This window comes from Cypionkella sp. PAMC25878 (genome assembly GCF_058135695.1).
The window spans coordinates 1,027,051-1,046,536 of record NZ_CM176871.1 but is presented as its reverse complement, the minus strand read 5'-3'; the positions used below and the strand labels follow the sequence as shown (position 1 = coordinate 1,046,536).

Below are 19,486 nucleotides of genomic sequence, written 5' to 3'. Positions count from 1 at the left end.
CTAATGCATGAACGCGGAGCCGAGCGCGGTGGACAGATCATAAATCTGCCCGCGTGCCGCCAGCAACGCCTGCGTGTCCAGCGTTTGCACGGTGTGGACGATCACCGAGGTTTGCAGTATCCGCACTTTGCGCTCAAACTCGGTCATCTGGCCGTGCGGGCCGGTGTGGGACAACTCATCCACGCATTTGGCGATCACATCGAGATGGAAGCGGACCGAGCGCGGGTTGGACTCGTCAAGGCCCAGCAGATCAATCACACTTTCGCGGCTGGTGAACACGGCGTAGCGCTGGCGGTGGACCATGATGCTGTCGCCGACCTCAATCGCCATATCGAGGCCGCCGGGGGGCGAGGTGGGACCAGCGACCGCCGCCAAAAGATCGGTCATCATTGCGGCACGTTCCAAAGACCGACCGATGGACAGAAAATGCCAGCCCGCCGCGCGGTACATGTTTTCATGCACAAGGCCGGAAAAGCCCGCGATCTTGCGCAGCATCACGCTCATCACCTGTGCGGCATCGCCACCGGTTTCGGTGGTTTTGGCGATGCGGGTCATGGATTTCTCGATATCCTGCAAGGCCGACCAGCCATCGACGCTGAAGCGGTCGCGGATTTGGGCAGCGCTGTAGACGGCTGAGCTGAGGGTGCTGAGCACACCTACTGGGAACGCCTCGGTCGCATCGATGCCGTAGGTTTTCAGCCGGGCGCGGATGGTGGCCAGCAGAGCGGCGTTGCCGGATTCGTTCACCCGGCCATTGTAGGCGCGGACAAGGCGGAGCAAACCTTCGGTGCGCTCGACATAGCGGCCGAGCCAGAACAGATTATCAGCGGCGCGGCTGGGCAAAGGCCCCGGTTGCGCACGCACGAAGGGCGTGGATTGTGGCGCGCGTAGGGTGACGGGTTCAACGGGTGTGTCGCTGACCACCCAAACATCGGCGACCGAGCCGCCGTTGCGCATCGAAATCGCAGTGGTGTCGGTGCCAGCCCCAATGCGGGCGAAGCCGCCGGGCATTACTTGCCAGCCTGTGGTGGTGCGGGCGAGGAACACCCGCAGCGACATTGGGCGCGGCACCAGCGTGCCATTTTCGTAGAACGGAGTGGTGGAGAGCGTCACCAGTTCCTTGCCAACCAGTTCACCCGCATTATCGGTCAGCCAATCATGCAGATCGGCGTCATCCTCACTGCCGCGCATCTGGCCGCCAACGGCATGGGGCGCAGTGGATTCAAAAGCGATGCGGGTGGCCATCGCCGGGCCGATCAGCATCCGGTCGGCATGGGCGCGGACATGTGCGAGTTCTTTGGCCTGACCGCACCACCATGTTGCCACATTGGGGATTTGCAGTTTTTGTCCGGTCAACACCTGTGCGATTTTCGGCAGGAAGGCCATCAACGCCTGGGTTTCCAGCACGCCGACGCCCAAAGCGTTGACCATGGTGACATGGCCTTGCCGCACCGCCGACATCAGGCCGGGGGTGCCGAGATGGCTGTCGCCGCGCAGTTCCAACGGATCGGCCCAGATGCCATCCATCCGCCGCCACAGCACGTCGACCGGGGCGAGGCCCTCGACGGTGCGGACGTAGAGTTGGCCGTTTTCGACGGTGAGGTCTTCGCCCTCCAGCAGCGCCATGCCAAGATAGCGGGCGATATAGGCCTGTTCATAGTAGGTGTCGGTCAGAGGGCCGGGGGTCAGGATGCCGACGCGGGAGGTCGGATCGCTGCGCAGCTTTTCCAACGCGTCGCGGAACGACCGGAAGAAACCTGCGAGGCGGTGGACATTGGTGGTGCGGTAGAGGTCCGGGAACACGCGGGAAGCCGCCACGCGGTTCTCCAACGCAAAGCCAGCGCCTGAAGGTGCATCGGTACGATCCGACAGCACCCACCAACGGCCATCGGGGCCACGGCCAATTTCAAATGCCATGAAATGCAGAAAATGTCCCGAACGGGGTTTCACTCCCACCATCGGGCGCAGCCATTCCGGGTTTTCGGCGATCAGGCTGGCGGGCAGATGACCCTCGGCGACCAAGCGGTTCTCGCCATAAAGATCGGCGGCGAGCAGTTCCATGATATCAGCGCGCTGGATCAGGCCCGCTTCGATGCTGTGCCAATCGGCTTCGGGCAGCAGGATCGGCACAGCCGAGAACGGCCAGTCCCGCCCGGCGCTGGAGTTATCGCCATATTTGCGAAAGAACACGCCGGTGTCGGCCAGATGCTGCTCACCCCGCGCGAAGGCGTCTTTCACCTCGGCCGCCGATAGGCTTGACATATGCGCGATCAGCCCAGCCCAAACCGGGCGCATCGCGCCTTGCGCATCCACCAATTCGTCCGGCACGCCGGGAAGCGGGCGATACCGGGCGAAAAGCTGGGTATCGACCGGCTTTGCTTTGGCCTTGCGTGCCATCAGTGCCTTGGAGCGCGGCGCAGATCGAGGGTCATCGGGAACTCGGGATGCGGGGTTTCGGAGACGGGTTCATAGAGGCCACCAGTATGACCATGTGGCTCGAACCGAGCAAGCCTGCGCGCTTCGGCCTCGTTACTGTTCACCGGGAACGTATCATAATTGCGCCCGCCGGGATGGGCGACATGATAGGTGCAGCCCCCCAAAGCGCGGCCTGTCCAAGTGTCATAGACATCGAAGGTCAGCGGCACGTTGACGGGCAGGACCGGGTGCAGGGCCAAGGGCGGTTGCCATGCTTTGAAGCGGACGGCGGCCACCGAAACGCCTGCGCCGACCGTCTGCATCGGCATTTGGCGCTGATTGCAGGTGACGGTATAGCGGCCCGGATCGCCGCCTGTCAGCTTGGCTTGCAGGCGTTCCACGGAACTGTCGGTATAGCGCACGGTGCCACCGATGGCCCCGGTTTCGCCCATGACATGCCAAGGCTCCAAGGCTTGGCGGATTTCCAAGGTGACGCCCTCGAAGGTCGCTTCACCGCAGAACGGGAAGCGGAATTCGGCTTGGGCCTTGAACCAGTCAGGGTTGAAATCAAAGCCATGCTGGCGCAGGTCGGCCAGCACATCGAGGAAATCGGCCCAGACGAAATGCGGCAGCATGAAGCGGTCGGCCAGATTGGTGCCCCAGCGGGTGAGGTTGCCTTTGATCGGGCTGGCCCACATCCGGGCGATCAGGGCGCGGATCAGCAGTTGTTGCGCAAGGCTCATCCGGGGGTTTGGCGGCATCTCAAAGCCGCGGAATTCGACCAAGCCCAGCCGCCCGGTGGGGCCATCGGGCGAGTAAAGTTTGTCGATGCAGATCTCGGCGCGGTGGGTGTTTCCGGTGACATCGACCAGCAGGTTGCGCAGCAGACGGTCGACCAACCACGGCGGCGGGGTTGCCCCCTGCCCCGGCGTCGGGATTTGGGCCAGCGCGATTTCGAGTTCATAGAGGGCATCCATCCGCGCTTCGTCAATGCGAGGAGCCTGAGAGGTGGGGCCGATGAACAGGCCCGAGAACATGTAGGACAGCGACGGATGGCGCTGCCAATGAAGGATCAGGCTGGCCAGCAGATCGGGGCGGCGCAGGAACGGGCTGTCAGCGGGGGTGACGCCGCCGACAACGACATGGTTGCCGCCGCCGGTGCCGGTATGCTTGCCGTCGATCATGAACTTGTCAGCACCAAGCCGCAGTTGGCGGGCTTCTTCATAAACCGCTTCGGTGGTGGCGACGGTTTCGGCCCAGTTGTGCGATGGGTGGATGTTCACCTCGATCACGCCCGGATCGGGGGCGACGCGGATTACGTTCAGGCGCGAATCATTGGGCGGGCCGTAGCCTTCGATATGCACTGGAAGCCCAAGCTTCTTGGCGGCGGCTTCAGCGGCGGCGACGAGTTCCAGATAGTCTTCGACCTTCTCCACCGGGGGCATGAACACGCAGAGCCGACCGTCGCGCGGCTCTACCGAAATCGCGGTGCGGACCGAGCCTGCAAGATCGGAAATCACCTGCTCGCGGCGGTCTTGGGTGGCTTCCGACGCGGTAAAGCTGGCCACGGCTTGCGCGGGCTCGGTAGTGTATTCAGGCAGCGGGCCACGGGTATCGAATGGGTCGGAAGGGTGGATATGCGGGTAGTCGGCGGGTTTGACATAGGGCAGCGAGCCCAGCGGCAGGCGGTAGCCGACGGGGCTGTCGCCCGGCACGAGGAACAGATGGCCGCGCCGCAGCGCCCATTTCTCGGACACCCAAGTTTGCGCGGCGCGGGACTGCCAGCGCTGCACCGGGAGGACGAAGCCCGAAGGCTCGGTCAGGCCACGCGAAAACACCCGCGCGATGCGGTTGCGTTCTTCGGGGTCTTTCAGATGCGAGTTCTCTGGCGTCACGTTTTCCGGCAGATTACCTTCCTTAACGATCCATTCGGCGGGGTCTTCAAAGGCGGGCGTTACGTTTTCCGTAGGCAAACCAAGGGTTTCCGCGATGTTTTGCAGTAGGGTGCTGGCCTGCTCCGGCGTGGCCCCTTCGGACACCTCATGCGCGATCAGGTCGGGGTTGTGCCAGATCGGCTTGCCATCGCGGCGCCAGTAGAGGCTGAACGTCCAGCGCGGCAGGGTCTCCCCGGGATACCATTTGCCTTGACCGTAATGCAGGAATCCTCCGGGCGCGAATTTGGCTTGCAGGCGGCGGATCAGCGCGTCTGCAAACACCCGTTTGGTGGGGCCGACGGCATCGGTGTTCCACTCGCCCGCTTCAAAGTCGTCGATGGAGACAAACGTCGGCTCGCCGCCCATGGTGAGGCGGACATCGCCTGCGGCCAAAGCCGCATCGACCTTGTGGCCCAGAGCGTTGAGATCATCCCAAGCCGCTTCGGAAAACGGCATGGTGATGCGTGGATGCTCAGCGGTGCGCGTCACCGTCATGTCAAAGTCAAAATCAACCTCGGCGTAGCTCGCCATGCCCGAGATCGGCGCCGCATTGGAGTAATGCGGCGTCGCGGACAGCGGGATATGGCTTTCGCCGGTCAGCAGGCCCGAAGTGGGGTCAAGCCCGATCCAGCCTGCGCCGGGAAGGTAAACCTCGGACCACGCGTGCAGGTCGGTGAAGTCTTTGTCGGTGCCTTGCGGGCCATCCACAGCCGTCAGGTCGGGTTTCAACTGGATCAGATAGCCCGACACAAACCGCGCAGCAAAGCCCAGATGGCGCAAGGACTGCACCAGCAGCCACGAAGTATCGCGGCACGATCCCAACGCCAGCCCCAAGGTTTCCTCGGGAGTCTGCACCCCTGGTTCCATGCGGATGACATAGCCGATTTCCTGCGCAAGCTGCGCGTTGAGGCGCACGATGAAGTCGATGGTGCGCAGGGGATCGCGCGGCACACGATCAAGGAACGCCTGCAACAACGGGCCGGGAGCGTCACAGCTGCGGTAGATCACCAGATCTTCGGCGATCTCGGCGGGGTATTCGAAGGGCCAAGTTTCAGCACTCGCCTCAACAAAGAAATCGAACGGGTTGTAGACTGTCATATCAGCGGTCAGATCGACCTCGATTTTCAGTTCCGTCACCGGATCTGGAAACACATACCGGGCCAGCCAGTTGCCATACAAATCCTGCTGATAGTTCACGAAATGGTTTGCAGGCGTCACCTTCAGCGCATGCGAAACCACCCGCGTGCGGCTGTGCGGCGCGGGGCGCAGGCGGATGATCTGCGGGCCGAGCCTGACCGGGCGGTCGTATTTGTAATGGGTCAGATGGTAGATGCTGGCGAGGATGGACATGATATTTTCTTTCAGGGATGGGTAGGTTTTTTCACAGCCAGCGGTGATCCTCTAACACTTTGTGCATCAGCGGGCGGATAAGGTGCAAGTGATGAAGATTTCCGCGAAAGCCGCCTAAAAAACAAGCAATTGATCAGAGTGCGCCATGCTGGGCGCGCAGAGACTCGGCCGAGAACCGCACCAGTTCAGCCACTTGCAGCAGTTGCTTGGCCAAGGGCGAGGTTTTGCGCCAGACCATCCCAACCATACGCTGCGGTTTCGGATCACCGAAGCGCGCCACCGAAACGGAGGCGGAACGGGTTTCCACCGCCATCGCCATCTCGGGGATCAGCGTCACGCCAATGCCCGCGCTGACCATTTGCACAAGGGTCGACAGCGAGCTGCCATCCAGCAATTCACGCGGCGGGGCGGCGGACATGTTGCAAAACGACAGGGCTTGATCGCGGAAGCAATGGCCTTCTTCCAGCAAAAGCAGGCGCATTTCGCGCAGGCGTTCGCGGCTGGGCACGGGTTTGCCTTCATCCTCGGCGGGGCGGATCAGCACGAAATCTTCGGAAAACAGCGGCACTTCGGTCAGCGAGGGTTCCGAGATTGGCAGCGCCACGATGGCGGTATCCAAGCGGCCCTCGGCCAATTCGGTCAGTAATTTCGGCGTGACGGTTTCGCGCAGTTGCAGGTCCAGATCGGCGTTCAACCGCATCAGATTGCCGATGATGGTGGGCAGAAGATAAGGCGCGATGGTGGGAATCACCCCGATCCGCAGCCGCCCCACCAGTTGCGTCTGCGCTGCCCGCGCGATGTCGGCCAATTCATCGACCGAGCGCAGGATGTCGCGCACCCTTTCCGCAAACGCCTCGCCAAAGCTGGTCAGCCGCACCTGCCGCGCGCCGCGTTCAAACAGATCGGTGCCGAGGGCGGCTTCCAGTTCCTTGATCTGCATCGACAAAGCCGGTTGCGAGATGGCGCAGGTTTCCGCCGCGCGACCGAAATGACCGTGGCGGGCGAGGGCTTCAAAATAGCGGAACTGTTTCAGGGTGAAGTTTATCATAAGGCCAGCTTATCGGAACAATCAGTATATTCAACTTAAACTAATGCCATCACGTTGTTATAGTGATGCCAGCACATAGCAAAAGATCGTTCAAATGAACGGTTTTCAGCAGAATCGGAGAGAGCGATGGACGGAAACGAACCCACAAGCGGCGGCAAATGCCCGGTGATGCATGGCGGTAGCCAGCACACCACCCACAAAGCCCGCTCCAACCGTGATTGGTGGCCGAACCAGCTTAACCTGCGGATTTTGCATCAAAATGCGCCCAGCGCCAGCCCGATGCCCGAAGGCTTTGACTATGCCGAAGCCTTCAAGGCGTTGAATTTGGCAGCCGTCAAGCAAGACCTGACCGCGCTGATGAACGACAGCCAGCCGTGGTGGCCTGCCGATTGGGGCCATTACGGCCCGTTCTTCATCCGCATGGCGTGGCACAGCGCGGGCACCTACCGCACCGGCGATGGCCGTGGCGGTGCAGGCTCGGGCACCCAACGCTTCGCGCCGCTGAATTCATGGCCGGATAACGTCAGCCTCGACAAAGCCCGCCGCCTGTTGTGGCCGATCAAGCAGAAATACGGCAACGCGATTTCTTGGGCCGATCTGATCGTGCTGACCGGCAACGTCGCACTGGAATCGATGGGCTTTAAGACCTTCGGTTTCGGCGGTGGACGCGTCGATGTGTGGGAGCCGCCAGAGGATATCTACTGGGGCTCCGAAGACACTTGGCTGATCGCCTCGAACGATCCCGCCAACAAAAACAGCCGCTATTCCGGCGACCGTGATCTGGAAAACCCCCTCGCAGCCGTGCAAATGGGCCTGATTTACGTCAACCCCGAAGGCCCGGATGGCGTGGCCGATCCGGTGGCATCGGGCCGTGACATTCGCGAGACCTTTGCGCGGATGGCGATGGATGATGAAGAAACTGTAGCTTTGGTCGCAGGGGGCCACACCTTTGGCAAGGCGCATGGCGCGGGCGATCCGGCTTTGGTCGGCGTTGACCCAGAGGCCGCACCGATGGCGCAGCAGGGTCTGGGCTGGCAAAACGGTTTTGGTTCGGGCTCGGGGGTTCATACCACCAGCTCTGGGATTGAGGGCGCTTGGAAGCCGAACCCGACAACTTGGGACAACGGCTATTTCAACATGCTGTTCAAATATGAATGGGAGCTGACCAAAAGCCCCGCCGGCGCGCAAATTTTCCTCGCCCGCGATGTCGAGCCGCAGGATATGATCCCCGACGCGCATGATGCCTCGATCACTCATCGCCCGATGATGACCACGGCGGATCTTGCGATGCGGTTCGACCCGATCTATGGCCCGATCTCGCGCCGCTTCCACGACGATCCGGCGGCGTTTGCCGATGCCTTCGCCCGCGCTTGGTTCAAGCTGACCCACCGCGATATGGGGCCGAAGGTGCTGTATCTGGGGCCGGAAGTGCCTGCGGAAGATCTGATCTGGCAAGACCCGGTGCCGGACGCCACGGGCACGCCGATTGATGCGGCAGATGTGGCGGCGTTGAAGGCGCAGATTTTGGGCTCGGCGCTGACGGTGTCGGAACTGGTTTCGGTGGCTTGGGGCTCGGCCTCGACTTTCCGGGGGTCTGATAAACGCGGTGGCGCGAATGGCGCACGTATCCGTCTGGCACCGCAGAAGGATTGGGCGGTGAACCAGCCGGAACAGTTGGCCAAGGTGCTGGCGGTGTTGGAGGGCGTGCAGGCCTCGTTCAACGCGACTTCCGGCAAAGCGGTGTCGCTGGCCGATCTGATCGTGCTGGGCGGCTCGGCTGCGGTGGAAAACGCGGCAGCGGCGGCTGGGTATCCGGTTGCGGTGCCGTTTGCGGCGGGGCGGACGGATGCCAGCCAAGAGCAGACCGATGTGGAAAGCTTTGCGGTGCTGGAGCCGGTGGCGGACGGGTTCCGCAACTACCTGAAGGTACAGTATTCGGTCACGGCGGAAGAACTGCTGCTGGATCGGGCGCAACTGCTGACCCTGACGGCGCCGGAGATGACGGTTCTGGTCGGCGGCTTGCGGGCTTTGGATGCCAATACGGGACACTCCCAGCATGGGGTGTTCACCAACCGGCCGGGCGTGCTGAGCAACGATTTCTTCGTCAACCTGCTGGATATGGGGACGGTTTGGAAAGCCACCTCTCCGGCAGAGACGGAGTTTGAGGGCCGGGATCGCACCAAGGGCGCGTTGAAATGGACGGCGACGCGGAATGATCTGGTGTTCGGATCGAACTCGCAACTGCGGGCTTTGGCCGAGGTTTACGGGCAGAGTGACGGTCAGGCCGCCTACGTGCGCGACTTTGTGGCGGCCTGGGTCAAGGTGATGAACGCGGATCGGTTTGATCTGGTCTAAGCTGGTTTGAAAGTTGAAAACGCGCGTGGGTTTTGGCCCGCGCGCGCTTTTATTTTTGACCTGTCCACGCGTGGACAGGCGTGCGGTTTACATGATTTCAACGGGTTAAGGCGGGCTCGTTAACCTTGTGTAAAGGTTTTCCACACGGCAGTGACGCCGATCAGTCTCCCTATACCCTGCTGAAATTACATCTTCAGCGCGTCAACAACTTTGCCATCGGGATGGGCTTTGCAGGCGTCAGTCGCGGCGATGGTCATTTCTTCGTCCGTCAGGGCGGAGAATTTCGCATCGTCCTTCAGCGACTCTTTCACGGCGATGCCGACGGCCGTCATGTTCTGCGCGTCCATCAGCGAGAAATCGTTGCAGGTCACGGTTGACGGATCAACTTTGATGTCGCCCTCGGTTTGGGCAAAAGCCGGAGCGGCAAGCAAAGCAACGGCTGCAAAAGCAATGGAAAGTTTCATGGTGCGGTCCTCCTCAAACGCCCGACAATGATGCGGGCTTTGAAGAGGTAGGCCTTCTGGATGCTGAAAGGAGTCCAACAGGATAGCTTCACAGATGCGTGTAAGGACACAAGCGAAGTTACGCTGGCAAAAAGCGGCCTTGTGCGCAGAAACGCGCCCAATGAATTTACAAACAGCAGATCGGCCCTTTTTCGCGTCACGCAGCGCAACTTAGTAAGAATATAGGCGTTAACATCCCTAGTTTGGAAAACGCTTTCACCTCACGGCGATTTCAGCTTGAACGCCAGCTAAGCCCGTTTCCCTACCACCGCCACGCCCAAGGTCTCCAACACCTTCGCCTCAATCTGCGCGGCATCCATCCCAGCGCTGCGATACATGGCTTCAGGCGAGGCGTGGTCGATGAAGGTGTCGGGGAGGACCATCGAGCGGAATTTCAGGCCGTGGTCGAAGATGGCTTCCTCGGCCAGCAGTTGGGCGACGTGAGAGCCGAAGCCACCGATGGCACCTTCTTCGATGGTGATCAGGGCTTCGTGGGTTCTTGCCAGAGTGAGGATCAGGTCGCGGTCCAAGGGTTTGGCGAAGCGGGCGTCGGCGATGGTGGGGGTTAGGCCTTTGGCGGCAAGCGACTCGGCGGCTTTTTGGACTTCGGACAGGCGGGTGCCGAAGGACAGTAGCGCCACGCGCGCGCCTTGTTGGATCAGGCGGCCTTTGCCGATTTCCAGGGGGATGCCTTTGGCAGGCATCTCGACCCCGGTGCCTTCGCCGCGCGGATAGCGGAAGGCGATGGGGCCGGAGTTGTGGGCGGCGGCGGTGGCGACCATGTGGACGAGTTCGGCTTCATCTGCCGCCGCCATCACCACGAAGCCGGGGAGGTTGGACAGGAAGGCGACGTCGAAGCTGCCTGCGTGGGTGGCCCCGTCTGCGCCGACAAGCCCAGCGCGGTCGATGGCGAAGCGGACGGGAAGGCGTTGGATGGCGACATCATGCACGACCTGATCGTAGCCGCGTTGCAGGAAGGTGGAATAAATCGTGCAGAATGGCTTCATCCCCCCTGCGGCAAGGCCAGCCGAAAAGGTGACGGCGTGTTGCTCGGCGATGCCTACGTCGAAGGTGCGTTTGGGGTAGCGGGCGGCGAACAGATCAAGCCCAGTGCCATCTGGCATGGCGGCGGTGATGGCGACGATTTTATCATCGGTTTCGGCTTCGCGGATCAGGGATTGCGCGAAAACTTTGGTGTAGCTGGGGGCGTTGGAGGCGGCTTTTTGCTGCACACCGGTGAGGACATCGAATTTTCCGGTGGCGTGACCTTTGTCGCGGGCGGCTTCTGCCGGGGCGTAGCCTTTGCCCTTTTTGGTCAATACATGGATCAGCATCGGGCCGGTGGCGCGGGCTTGGGCGGTTCTTAATACGGGGAGAAGTTGGTCTAGGTCGTGGCCGTCGATGGGGCCGACGTAGGAAAAGCCGAGTTCCTCGAACAAAGTGCCGCCCACGGCCATGCCTTTCAGCATTTCCTTGGCGCGGCGGGCACCTTCTTGGAAGGGTTCGGGCAGCAGGGAGACCATGCCTTTGGCGGCGGATTTCAGGTCTTGGAATGGCTCGCCCGCGTACATGCGGCTGAGGTAGGCGGACAGCGCGCCGACCGGGGGGGCGATGGACATTTCGTTGTCGTTCAGAATGACGAACATGCGTTTTTTCAGGTGGCCTGCGTTGTTCATCGCCTCAAACGCCATGCCTGCGGACATCGAGCCATCGCCGATCACCGCAATAGCGTCGCCGGGATCGCCGCCTAGTTCCGCCGCCATGGCGAAACCGAGGGCGGCGGAGATCGAGGTGGAGGAATGGGCTGCGCCGAACGGATCATAGGGAGATTCGCTGCGCTTGGTGAAACCCGACAGGCCACCTTCGGTACGTAGGGTGCGGATGCGGTCGCGGCGGCCGGTCAGGATCTTATGCGGATAGCATTGGTGGCCGACGTCCCAGATGATCTTGTCGCGCGGCGCGTGGAAGGTGGCGTGCAAGGCGACGGTGAGTTCCACCACGCCCAAGCCCGCGCCAAGATGGCCGCCGGTGACGGAGACCGCTGAAATGGTTTCGGCGCGGAGTTCATCGGCGAGTTGTTTGAGCTCGCGGTCTGTCAGCGATTTCATATCCGAGGGCAGCTTGACCCGATCAAGCAGGGGGGTGTTGGGTTTGTCAGCCATAGGTGCCTCAGCTTTCCCGCGCGATGGTGAAACGGGCGCAGTCGATCAGGTTTTGCGCGGATGCGCCGTAGGGGGCTAGGTGGTCACAGGCCTCTGATACCAAAGATTTGGCGCGGGCGCGTGCGGCATCAAGCCCCAGCAGCGAGACGAAGGTGGCTTTACCGGCGGCTGCGTCTTTTTGCAGACGTTTTCCGGCTTTTTCGGCGTCTCCGGTGACGTCTAGGATATCGTCGGCGATCTGGAAGGCGAGGCCGAGACTATCGCCGTAACTCTGCATCGCATGTGTCTCTGCCCCCGCCATGCGTGGGCCCGCCATCACCGACCAAGTGATCAGCGCGCCGGTTTTTCCGGCTTGTAGGGCGGTAATTTGATCCAAGGTCAATGGCGTGGCAGCGGTTTCGGCGGCAATGTCGGCGATCTGGCCGCCGACCATGCCGCGCGCGCCTGCGGCTGTTGCCAAGGTTGTGGTCAGCAGCCAGCGTTGTTCAAACGGACAACCCGTCATGCTGACCAACTCGAAAGCGAGGGCCTGCAACGCGTCACCGGCCAGCACCGCTGTGGCTTCATCCCATTTGCGATGCACGGTCGGTTGGCCCCGGCGTAGGTCGTCATCGTCCATGCAGGGCAGGTCATCATGGATCAGGGAATAGGCGTGCAGCGCCTCAATCGCGGCGGCGGCAGGGCCAGCGGCGCTGCCGTAGATGCCGTGGATGCGGGCGGATTCCAGCACCAGAAACCCGCGCAAGCCTTTGCCGCCCTTGGTGGCATAGAGCATTGCTTCGGGGAGAGGGCCGCTGAGTCCGATGAGCTTATGCATCAGGGTGATTTCGACGTAATCGCGCGCGTTTCGCAGGGCGGCTTGAAACGGCATCGCCTCTAACGACTCGGTGCGTGTCACTTCAAAATGCTTCAGCGGCGGGGTGTTGGTGGGCACTAAAGCCCCTCCACCGGGGTGGTGCCAACCGCGCGGCCTTCGGCGGCGCGGATCAGTTCGACCTTTTCTTCGGCGGATTTCAGTTTGGCGGCACAGTGGGCTTTCAGCTTTGCGCCTGTTTCGTAAAGCGCGATGCTTTGTTCCAGCGCCACTTCGCCGCGTTCCAACTGGGTGACGACGGATTCGAGGGCGGCCATGGCTTCTTCAAAGGACATATCCGCTACGGGTTTATCGGTCATCGGCCGCGCTCCTGCAAAACACCCACATGTGCGCTTACCGAAGCGGTCAGCGCGGGCAGATCATAACCGCCCTCAAGACAGGATACCACCCGGCCCGCGCAATGGGCATCGGCCAGATCGCAGAGGCGCTGGGTGAGCCATGAGTAGTCTTCGGTCTGCCAGTCTAGGCCCGCGAGGGGGTCGGCTTGGTGCGCATCAAAGCCTGCTGAGATCAGGATGAGATCGGGCTTCCAAGCCGCGATGCGGGGGAAGATCAGGCTCTCATAGGCTTCGCGCATCGGACCAGAGCCCGTGTGTTCGCTGAGCGGGACGTTGAGGATTTGGCCGTGCGCGCCGGTTTCCGAAGCACTGCCGGTGCCGGGATAGAGTGGCATCTGATGGCTGGAGCAGAACAAAGCGCGGGGTTCGTTCCAGAGCAGATCTTGCGTGCCATTGCCGTGGTGGACGTCGAAATCGACCACCGCGACGCGGGCAAGGTTGTGGTGATTTAAGGCTCTCAGCGCCGCAATAGAGACGGTTCCGAAGATGCAAAACCCCATCGCGGTTTCAGATTCTGCATGGTGGCCGGGGGGACGGGCAGCGAGGAAGGCGTTCTGAGCCTCGCCCGACAAGACGGCATCAACGGCAGCGCAAGCCCCGCCAACCGCATGCAACGCAGCCGTGACAGAGCCGGGAGAGAGGAAAGTATCGCCATCAAGTTGCGCCCATCCCGTGACAGGTGATGCGGCGCGGACCTTGGCGAGATAGCGCGCTGGGTGGGCGCGCAGGATGTCTGTATCCTCGGCCAAAGGCGCATCGCGGTGGAGGAGGTCGAGGCCGTTCAGACCCGCCTGCACGGCGGCGTAACGCGCGACCTGCTCGGGGTGACCGGGGGGCGTGAGGTGATTTTCGGATTGCGGAGAGTTGATGAGAAGGGTGGTCACAAGATCGGCCTTTTGCACTTTGGCCGGAACACTATTCCACCTGCACCAAAATCGAAACCGCCAATTACCGCCACTTTTCTGGGCAAAAACCCAGACTCACACAAGGCGAGTCTGGGTTTATGATCGTGCGGGTCAATGATCATTCATGCGATCACATCCGTTGTGATCAATGATGATGTTCTGGCAGTTCTTGCAACTGCTCTTTCGTCCACGAGGTGACGCCATGGATGTTGCCATCCTCATCCCGCATCAGATTAAGCTGATCGACGCTGACCAACACGGGTTTCGAGCCGATGCCGAGAAATCCACCGACATCCAGCACAACATCGGTGACGGCACCCGCGCCATGCACATGCGAAATCGTGCCGATCTTGCGATCATCCGCACCGTAGACGGGTGCATCTTCCAAAACCGCAGTGTTGAATTCGGTGCGGTCCAGCGGGGTATGGTTGCTGTGGTCCATCTTGCTTGTCCTCCAGAGTTATGGGCAGAGTTACGGGCGTGAAAGGGTGAAAACGCCGTCCACAAACGGGATAGAAGCTCGACTGCCATTGCGTTGGCCAAGGTGGGAGATCGGGAAAACCACCCTGTTCTTCATGCCGTTGCGCCCGATTGACATGCGGGCCGCGCTTTCATGACAAAAACCCGCGAGGGCCGCTACGGTTCCATGTGCAGCTTGCGTTGAATTGGGTCGGCGAGAATGCGCCGAAGACACTGAGGGCACGAGCGGTTTTCCAGCTTTACGGCGCGTGCAACAGAAGTGCTTGGCTTACCAGGGCGTATTTCTGCGCGGAGGGCGTCAGAACTTCGGATCGCGCAGCACGATCTGAGTTTGCGTCACCATCGCGGCCATTTTGCCATCGCTGCGCGTCAGCGTGGTTTGCCACACCATGGTCTGGCGCCCGCCATGCAATAAAATACTGACACCGCGCAGCATGTCACCCGCCGGAATGGCGCGGAAAAAGTTGGTTTTGCTTTCCACCGTGGCGGTGCTTTCGGTCGGCCCGATGTTCAGAAACGCCCCGAGCCCGCCGAGGTGATCGGCCATCGCCATCACCGCCCCGCCATGCAACGTCCCGTTGCGGTTGATCAGCTGCGGCGAGGCCAGCATTTCAGCCTCAATCCGGTCAGGCTGGGCCGACAGGATGCGCAGGCCGAGGTGATCGGCGAACGGCGGCTGGACACCCAGCAGGGGATGGTCGGGGATCATGGTCGCTCCGTCTGGTGGCGCGGGACGGCGATGCCCCCGCGCCAAAGCTGATTTCGGGCTCAGCCCTTTTCTTGTTCTTCTTGGCAGGCGATGGTTTCGGTGATCGCCTCATCGCTACCGGAAAGGTCAATCGACATCACATCGGCGCCTTCGCTTTGCAGCGTCATGGTGTTTTTCGCGGCCAGATCGGTCAGGAAATCGACGCTGTCGAAAGTGACCATGACGCCGGGCAGATCATCAAGGTGCAGACCCTTGGCGCTGCCGTCGTATTTCTGATCGTCGAGCATGAAGCTGATCGGATAATCGGTGCCATCGGTGATCTCACCCCAAGCGGTGTTGGCGGCGATCACATAGCCATTGCCTGCGCTGCGATCAAACCCGATGCGGACGTGGGAGCCGTCTTCAAAATCGGAAGACAACAGGCAGCCGTTGCCCAAGGTTGGATCAACCTCTACCGCCCAACCGCCGGCCTCGGAATAGGGCACGAGGTCTTGCGCAAAGGCGGTGGTGGACAGCAAAGCAAGGCCGCAGGCGGCGGCGTATTTCAGCAGGGTCATGGTCTCTCCCAAAGATTGTTATTTGGCCTAACTGGCAGGAAATTGTGAAGGAACTGTGGCTGGCTGCGTCAGTCGGTTTGCAGCATGTAGCCCTCACCGCGCACGGTTTGCAGATAGCGCGGCGATTTCGGATCGTCTTCGATCTTGCGACGCAGACGGGTGATTTGCACATCAACCGCGCGTTCTTGGCCCGCGCTGTCTTCGCGCGGCATGTCGCCCACCAGTTTATCGCGCGACATCGCTGTGCCGGGTTGCGCCGAGAAGATCCGCATCAAGGCGGCCTCGGTCGAGGTCAGCCGGATCAGCTCTTGGCCGCGCCAGAGCTCACCCCGATCCATGTCATAGCGGACCGGGCCCATGTGCAGGACTTTTGGCGCGGGGCTGGCAGTTTTGGCGGCAGGCACACGGCGCAGGATGGCGTTGATGCGCAGCAGCAGTTCCTTCGGCTCAAACGGTTTGATCAGGTAATCGTCAGCACCGGCCTCAAAGCCTTCGATGCGGTTGTTGGTCTCGCCTTTGGCGGTCAAAAGCAGGATCGGCACAGTGAGAGTGGCGCGTAAGGCGCGGGTCAGGCTGATGCCATCCTCGCCGGGCATCATCACATCCAACACCAGCAGGTCGAATTCCAGCCCAGCCAGCAGGCGGCGGGCTTGGGCGGCGTCGCGGGCGGTGGATACAAGGAAGCCGTTGCGGATCAGGAATTTCTGCAACAGGCCACGGATGCGTTCGTCGTCGTCCACGACCAGCAGGTGAGCGGGTAATTCGGTCATGTGCTGCCCTCTTTCAGGCCTTGATACTGGCGGCGTTGCTCGGCGTCCATCATTGCCTCAAGCACGGTGCGAAAGCCCTGCACGGCGCTTGGCCCCGCCGCACGGTAGGCGGCGCGCATCCTTGCGCGTTGGGCGTCGGACAGGGCACGTTCCAGCGCATGGCCTTTGTCGGTGAGGTAAAGGTGACGCTCGCGTTTGTCTTGCTTGCCGACGCGGGCCTCAACCAAGCCATCGTCGAACAGGGTGCGCAACACGCGGTTCAGCGATTGTTTGGTCACACCCAGAATGGTCAGCAGGTTGCCGACTGTGGTGCCGGGCGAGCGGTTGATAAAATGCACGGCACGGTGATGAGCGCGGCCGTAGTCCATGTCTTCAAGGATGCGGTCGGGGTCCGCCGTGAAGCCACGATAGGCGAAGAACATCGCCTCGATCCCCTTGCGCAGGTTCTCATCGGTCAGGAACAGCAGGCTTTCGCCGCCGGTGCTTTGTTCGGCCATGGGGTATCCTCCGCGCATAAGATACGTCAGTGTTGTTGACATTCCAAGACATAAGGTTTAGCGGATTCGCAATTTCGCGCAATATTATGTCCGTGTTGGACCTATACGGCGCAACATTCGCAATAATGGAGGCTGCGATGGCTGGGTATGACGATCGGGACGGGTTCATCTGGATGGATGGCAAGCTGGTGGAATGGCGCTCGGCCAATGTGCATATCCTGACCCATGCCTTGCATTATGCAAGTTCGGTGTTTGAGGGTGAGCGCTGCTATAACGGCAAGATCTTCAAATCGGTGCAGCATTCGGAGCGGTTGCGGAATTCGGGCGCGCTGCTGGATATGGAGTTGCCGTTTTCGGTGGCTGAGATTGAGGCAGCGAAGCAAGCGACCTTGAAGGCCAACGGGCTGACGGATGCTTATGTGCGGGCGCTGGCTTGGCGCGGGGCGGGCGGGGATATGGGGGTGGCGTCGAAGCGCAACCCGATCCGGATGGCGGTGGCGGTGTGGTCTTGGGGCAATTACTACGGCGACGCCAAGACCAAGGGGGCGAAGCTGGACATTGCGAAGTGGAAGCGGCCCTCGCCTGAGACCATCCCGCATGAGGCGAAGGCGGCGGGGCTTTATATGATCTGCACGATGTCGAAACATGCCGCCGAGGCGAAGGGCTGTTCGGATGCGATGATGTTCGATTATCGCGGTTATGTGGCCGAGGCGACGGGGGCGAATATCTTCTTTGTGAAGGATGGTGAGGTTCACACGCCGCTGCCGGACGCTTTCCTGAACGGTATCACCCGGCAGACGGTGATCGGGATGCTGCGCGAACAGGGCATCGTCGTGCATGAGCGGCATATCCTGCCCGCCGAGTTGGAGGGGTTCCAGCAATGCTGGCTGACCGGGACGGCGGCGGAGGTGACTCCGGTCGGGCAGATCGGGGACTATAGTTTTGAGGTCGGGGCGCTGACTTTGGGGATCTCGGATCAGTATGAAAAGCTGGTGCGGGCCTGAGGGTTTAGGCTTCGGGTTTTGGAGTAAAGGAAGAAGGTCCCAACTCGGGACCTTTTTTATGTGTTTGGAGTCAAGGAGTTAGGGGTGTGGATTTAAGGATTTGTTAAGGATTGGGGGTTTGAAAAGACGACAGCGCTATTTTCGAGAACCCAAGATAAATGCATAGATGATAACGCACACGCCGCCGATCACGAACCAAGGCAAAGCGTAGAAAGCGATCACATAGCCTGAAAATACAATGCTATTTATCCAAGGGCTTACATTCCATCCGTGGACGAAACATTCGATTGGCGCGGCCGCGCTAGGAGTACAACCTCCCATGCTTGCTACATACGACCCGATCACGGGCGAAAGTATAAAACCTATTGGGACGCTCAGCCATGCTGTGACGACAAGTGCCCAATTTCTTCGGTCTCCTCGGGGACGGTAGAAAGCTATAGCAATACCGACAAAAGCAAGCGTAAGGGCGAATGGTATTTCCACTGCAAAAGTCGCTATCGCAACGCGACGAGGAAGACGAGCACGCCGCTTTGATCGCCTACGCTGACCTCATATTTCTTGCGTCCGTCCTTAACCTCGTACCAGAGCGGGCCACCAAAGACGCTCGTTCTGGCTTTGACTGTGCCGCCGATGCGTTTCGCGAACCAAGTCGCAAGTTTTTCAGCTTCATCAACGGCGACCATGCTGACTGTGTTCCCGCCGCCGCCGATACGAAGGCTACAGCGTTTGCCATTCTGCACAGCCACCCCGGCACCAACCGAAACGCTATTGGCGATGAATTTTTCTTTGCTAACAGAGTTGGCGATCGCCGCCTCACTCAACGCCGGAGCGTGTTGCAAGCAGGTGTTGACGAACACCTGGGAATATTCAGAGAAGGTCGGCTTTGCTTCTGTTGAGGTTGAAGCGCCATACAGGAAGCAAGTGGCGAGGGCGGGAAGAAGGCAGGAACTGGTAAAGCGCATTTAATTGCTCCGTGGATTGGCAGTTTGATGATAATTCAATCATTTAAGGCGCTATTACAAGGACGCCTTCTGCCCCGGAGGGTGGCGGGGTGAACCCCGCCCTACTTGTTTGCTTTTGCCCGGAATCTAGGGCGCGACCCTGTGTTGCGCATCATCGAGAGGCCGCTCTGTCAGTCTGGCTGAAGATTGCGGCTTCAGAGCATTGACCCGCTGTCAGCTTCGGGCAGTGGGCGACTTCGGTGGGTGAACCCGGCTTTCAGCAGGAACCACCCACCCTACTTGTGGGCTTCAGGCCTGCTCGCCGCGCTCGATCCGCAGGAAGTGTTGCAGGCGGGGGTTGTCGTCGCTGCGCGATTGCGGGCGTTGGTGCAAGGTGCGGGGGGCTGTCGGGGATTGGCTGCGCTCAAGGCGCAGGAAGTTTTGCAAACGGCCGCCCTCGGATGCGGTGCGGTGATCGGCGAGGTGTTTGGTCATCGGGGCCTCCTGATGCGATATGGCTTGGGTGCGCGGAGGGTAACACGGATCGGGCGGCGGCCCTAGCGTTTGGAGGGAGGGGGCGCGGGGAATGGCCTATGGCGCGGTGGGGTGGGGTGGAACCCCAACCTACGCTTGCCGATGCTGGA

Annotated in this window: 17 protein-coding genes; 2 read left to right on the top strand and 15 right to left on the bottom strand. The window is 61.0% G+C overall.

The genetic code is table 11. From position 1 onward, the window contains the following. The 3 genes from ACS5RD_RS04840 to ACS5RD_RS04830 form a co-directional block, all read right to left on the bottom strand. Entirely contained in the window at nucleotides 1-2,397 is a 2,397-nt protein-coding gene (locus tag ACS5RD_RS04840; RefSeq protein WP_489930239.1) for a circularly permuted type 2 ATP-grasp protein, read from the bottom strand. Continuing rightward, entirely contained in the window at nucleotides 2,397-5,699 is a 3,303-nt protein-coding gene (locus tag ACS5RD_RS04835; RefSeq protein WP_489930238.1) for a transglutaminase family protein, read from the bottom strand. The genes ACS5RD_RS04840 and ACS5RD_RS04835 overlap by 1 nt, the downstream gene beginning before the upstream one ends. A 133-nt stretch (nucleotides 5,700-5,832) precedes the next feature. Next, complete coding sequence (locus ACS5RD_RS04830; protein WP_489930237.1) at nucleotides 5,833-6,747, bottom strand: hydrogen peroxide-inducible genes activator; 915 nt, start codon at nucleotides 6,745-6,747, stop codon at nucleotides 5,833-5,835. Nucleotides 6,748-6,873: 126 nt separating this feature from the next. On the opposite strand from ACS5RD_RS04830, the gene katG reads away from it, so the two are divergent. Continuing rightward, nucleotides 6,874-9,102 carry a catalase/peroxidase HPI gene (gene katG / locus ACS5RD_RS04825; RefSeq protein ID WP_489930236.1) on the top strand — a complete coding sequence of 743 codons (2,229 nt, stop codon included), beginning with the start codon at nucleotides 6,874-6,876 and terminating at the stop codon, nucleotides 9,100-9,102. Nucleotides 9,103-9,287: 185 nt separating this feature from the next. Here katG and ACS5RD_RS04820 read toward each other — a convergent pair whose 3' ends face one another. The 10 genes from ACS5RD_RS04820 to ACS5RD_RS04775 all read right to left on the bottom strand — a co-directional run bounded on the left by ACS5RD_RS04820 (nucleotide 9,288) and on the right by ACS5RD_RS04775 (nucleotide 16,897). Then, nucleotides 9,288-9,566, bottom strand: coding sequence for an HdeA/HdeB family chaperone (locus ACS5RD_RS04820; protein ID WP_489930235.1), 279 nt, complete (start codon nucleotides 9,564-9,566; stop codon nucleotides 9,288-9,290). Nucleotides 9,567-9,853: 287 nt separating this feature from the next. Next, the gene (dxs, locus tag ACS5RD_RS04815) at nucleotides 9,854-11,767 is read right to left on the bottom strand and encodes a 1-deoxy-D-xylulose-5-phosphate synthase (protein ID WP_489930234.1); all 1,914 of its coding nucleotides are present in this window, start codon (nucleotides 11,765-11,767) and stop codon (nucleotides 9,854-9,856) included. Nucleotides 11,768-11,774: 7 nt separating this feature from the next. Further along, the gene (locus ACS5RD_RS04810; RefSeq protein WP_489931334.1) at nucleotides 11,775-12,638 is read right to left on the bottom strand and encodes a polyprenyl synthetase family protein; all 864 of its coding nucleotides are present in this window, start codon (nucleotides 12,636-12,638) and stop codon (nucleotides 11,775-11,777) included. Between the two features lie 62 nt (nucleotides 12,639-12,700). Beyond that, a complete protein-coding gene (locus ACS5RD_RS04805; protein WP_489930233.1) occupies nucleotides 12,701-12,940 on the bottom strand; it encodes an exodeoxyribonuclease VII small subunit in 240 nt (79 codons plus the stop codon). After that, entirely contained in the window at nucleotides 12,937-13,863 is a 927-nt protein-coding gene (locus ACS5RD_RS04800; protein ID WP_489930232.1) for a histone deacetylase family protein, read from the bottom strand. The genes ACS5RD_RS04805 and ACS5RD_RS04800 overlap by 4 nt, the downstream gene beginning before the upstream one ends. Nucleotides 13,864-14,029: 166 nt before the next feature. Then, complete coding sequence (locus ACS5RD_RS04795) at nucleotides 14,030-14,326, bottom strand: PRC-barrel domain-containing protein (protein ID WP_054005571.1); 297 nt, start codon at nucleotides 14,324-14,326, stop codon at nucleotides 14,030-14,032. 336 nt (nucleotides 14,327-14,662) lie between these two features. Next, nucleotides 14,663-15,073 carry a PaaI family thioesterase gene (locus ACS5RD_RS04790; protein WP_489930231.1) on the bottom strand — a complete coding sequence of 137 codons (411 nt, stop codon included), beginning with the start codon at nucleotides 15,071-15,073 and terminating at the stop codon, nucleotides 14,663-14,665. Nucleotides 15,074-15,132: 59 nt separating this feature from the next. Continuing rightward, nucleotides 15,133-15,630 carry a hypothetical protein gene (locus tag ACS5RD_RS04785; RefSeq protein ID WP_489930230.1) on the bottom strand — a complete coding sequence of 166 codons (498 nt, stop codon included), beginning with the start codon at nucleotides 15,628-15,630 and terminating at the stop codon, nucleotides 15,133-15,135. Nucleotides 15,631-15,698: 68 nt separating this feature from the next. Then, nucleotides 15,699-16,400, bottom strand: a complete 702-nt coding sequence (locus tag ACS5RD_RS04780; protein ID WP_489930229.1) for a response regulator — start codon at nucleotides 16,398-16,400, stop codon at nucleotides 15,699-15,701. Next, nucleotides 16,397-16,897, bottom strand: a complete 501-nt coding sequence (locus tag ACS5RD_RS04775; RefSeq protein WP_054005575.1) for a MarR family winged helix-turn-helix transcriptional regulator — start codon at nucleotides 16,895-16,897, stop codon at nucleotides 16,397-16,399. Before ACS5RD_RS04775 ends, ACS5RD_RS04780 begins: the two co-directional genes overlap by 4 nt. Before the next feature lie 137 nt (nucleotides 16,898-17,034). On the opposite strand from ACS5RD_RS04775, the gene ACS5RD_RS04770 reads away from it, so the two are divergent. Beyond that, entirely contained in the window at nucleotides 17,035-17,901 is an 867-nt protein-coding gene (locus tag ACS5RD_RS04770) for a branched-chain amino acid aminotransferase (protein ID WP_489930228.1), read from the top strand. Between the two features lie 494 nt (nucleotides 17,902-18,395). Here the strand turns inward: ACS5RD_RS04770 and ACS5RD_RS04765 are convergent, their stop codons facing one another. Both ACS5RD_RS04765 and ACS5RD_RS04760 read right to left on the bottom strand, forming a co-directional pair. Next, nucleotides 18,396-18,863: a hypothetical protein gene (locus ACS5RD_RS04765; RefSeq protein ID WP_489930227.1), complete on the bottom strand. Its 468-nt coding sequence runs from the start codon at nucleotides 18,861-18,863 to the stop codon at nucleotides 18,396-18,398. A 288-nt stretch (nucleotides 18,864-19,151) separates the two neighbouring features. Beyond that, nucleotides 19,152-19,337, bottom strand: coding sequence for a hypothetical protein (locus ACS5RD_RS04760; RefSeq protein ID WP_489930226.1), 186 nt, complete (start codon nucleotides 19,335-19,337; stop codon nucleotides 19,152-19,154). Nucleotides 19,338-19,486: the final 149 nt, after the last annotated feature.

Bases quoted from the DNA above. Each gene is read 5' to 3' on its own strand.
- ACS5RD_RS04810 (WP_489931334.1), bottom strand. From the start codon at position 12,638: ATGCCGTTTCAAGCCGCCCTGCGAAACGCGCGCGATTACGTCGAAATC.
- ACS5RD_RS04760 (WP_489930226.1), bottom strand. From the start codon at position 19,337: ATGACCAAACACCTCGCCGATCACCGCACCGCATCCGAGGGCGGCCGT.
- ACS5RD_RS04775 (WP_054005575.1), bottom strand. From the start codon at position 16,897: ATGGCCGAACAAAGCACCGGCGGCGAAAGCCTGCTGTTCCTGACCGAT.
- ACS5RD_RS04770 (WP_489930228.1), top strand. From the start codon at position 17,035: ATGGCTGGGTATGACGATCGGGACGGGTTCATCTGGATGGATGGCAAG.
- ACS5RD_RS04780 (WP_489930229.1), bottom strand. From the start codon at position 16,400: ATGACCGAATTACCCGCTCACCTGCTGGTCGTGGACGACGACGAACGC.
- ACS5RD_RS04785 (WP_489930230.1), bottom strand. From the start codon at position 15,630: ATGACCCTGCTGAAATACGCCGCCGCCTGCGGCCTTGCTTTGCTGTCC.
- dxs (WP_489930234.1), bottom strand. From the start codon at position 11,767: ATGGCTGACAAACCCAACACCCCCCTGCTTGATCGGGTCAAGCTGCCC.
- ACS5RD_RS04830 (WP_489930237.1), bottom strand. From the start codon at position 6,747: ATGATAAACTTCACCCTGAAACAGTTCCGCTATTTTGAAGCCCTCGCC.
- ACS5RD_RS04795 (WP_054005571.1), bottom strand. From the start codon at position 14,326: ATGGACCACAGCAACCATACCCCGCTGGACCGCACCGAATTCAACACT.
- ACS5RD_RS04790 (WP_489930231.1), bottom strand. From the start codon at position 15,073: ATGATCCCCGACCATCCCCTGCTGGGTGTCCAGCCGCCGTTCGCCGAT.
- katG (WP_489930236.1), top strand. From the start codon at position 6,874: ATGGACGGAAACGAACCCACAAGCGGCGGCAAATGCCCGGTGATGCAT.
- ACS5RD_RS04840 (WP_489930239.1), bottom strand. From the start codon at position 2,397: ATGGCACGCAAGGCCAAAGCAAAGCCGGTCGATACCCAGCTTTTCGCC.
- ACS5RD_RS04765 (WP_489930227.1), bottom strand. From the start codon at position 18,863: ATGCGCTTTACCAGTTCCTGCCTTCTTCCCGCCCTCGCCACTTGCTTC.
- ACS5RD_RS04805 (WP_489930233.1), bottom strand. From the start codon at position 12,940: ATGACCGATAAACCCGTAGCGGATATGTCCTTTGAAGAAGCCATGGCC.
- ACS5RD_RS04820 (WP_489930235.1), bottom strand. From the start codon at position 9,566: ATGAAACTTTCCATTGCTTTTGCAGCCGTTGCTTTGCTTGCCGCTCCG.
- ACS5RD_RS04835 (WP_489930238.1), bottom strand. From the start codon at position 5,699: ATGTCCATCCTCGCCAGCATCTACCATCTGACCCATTACAAATACGAC.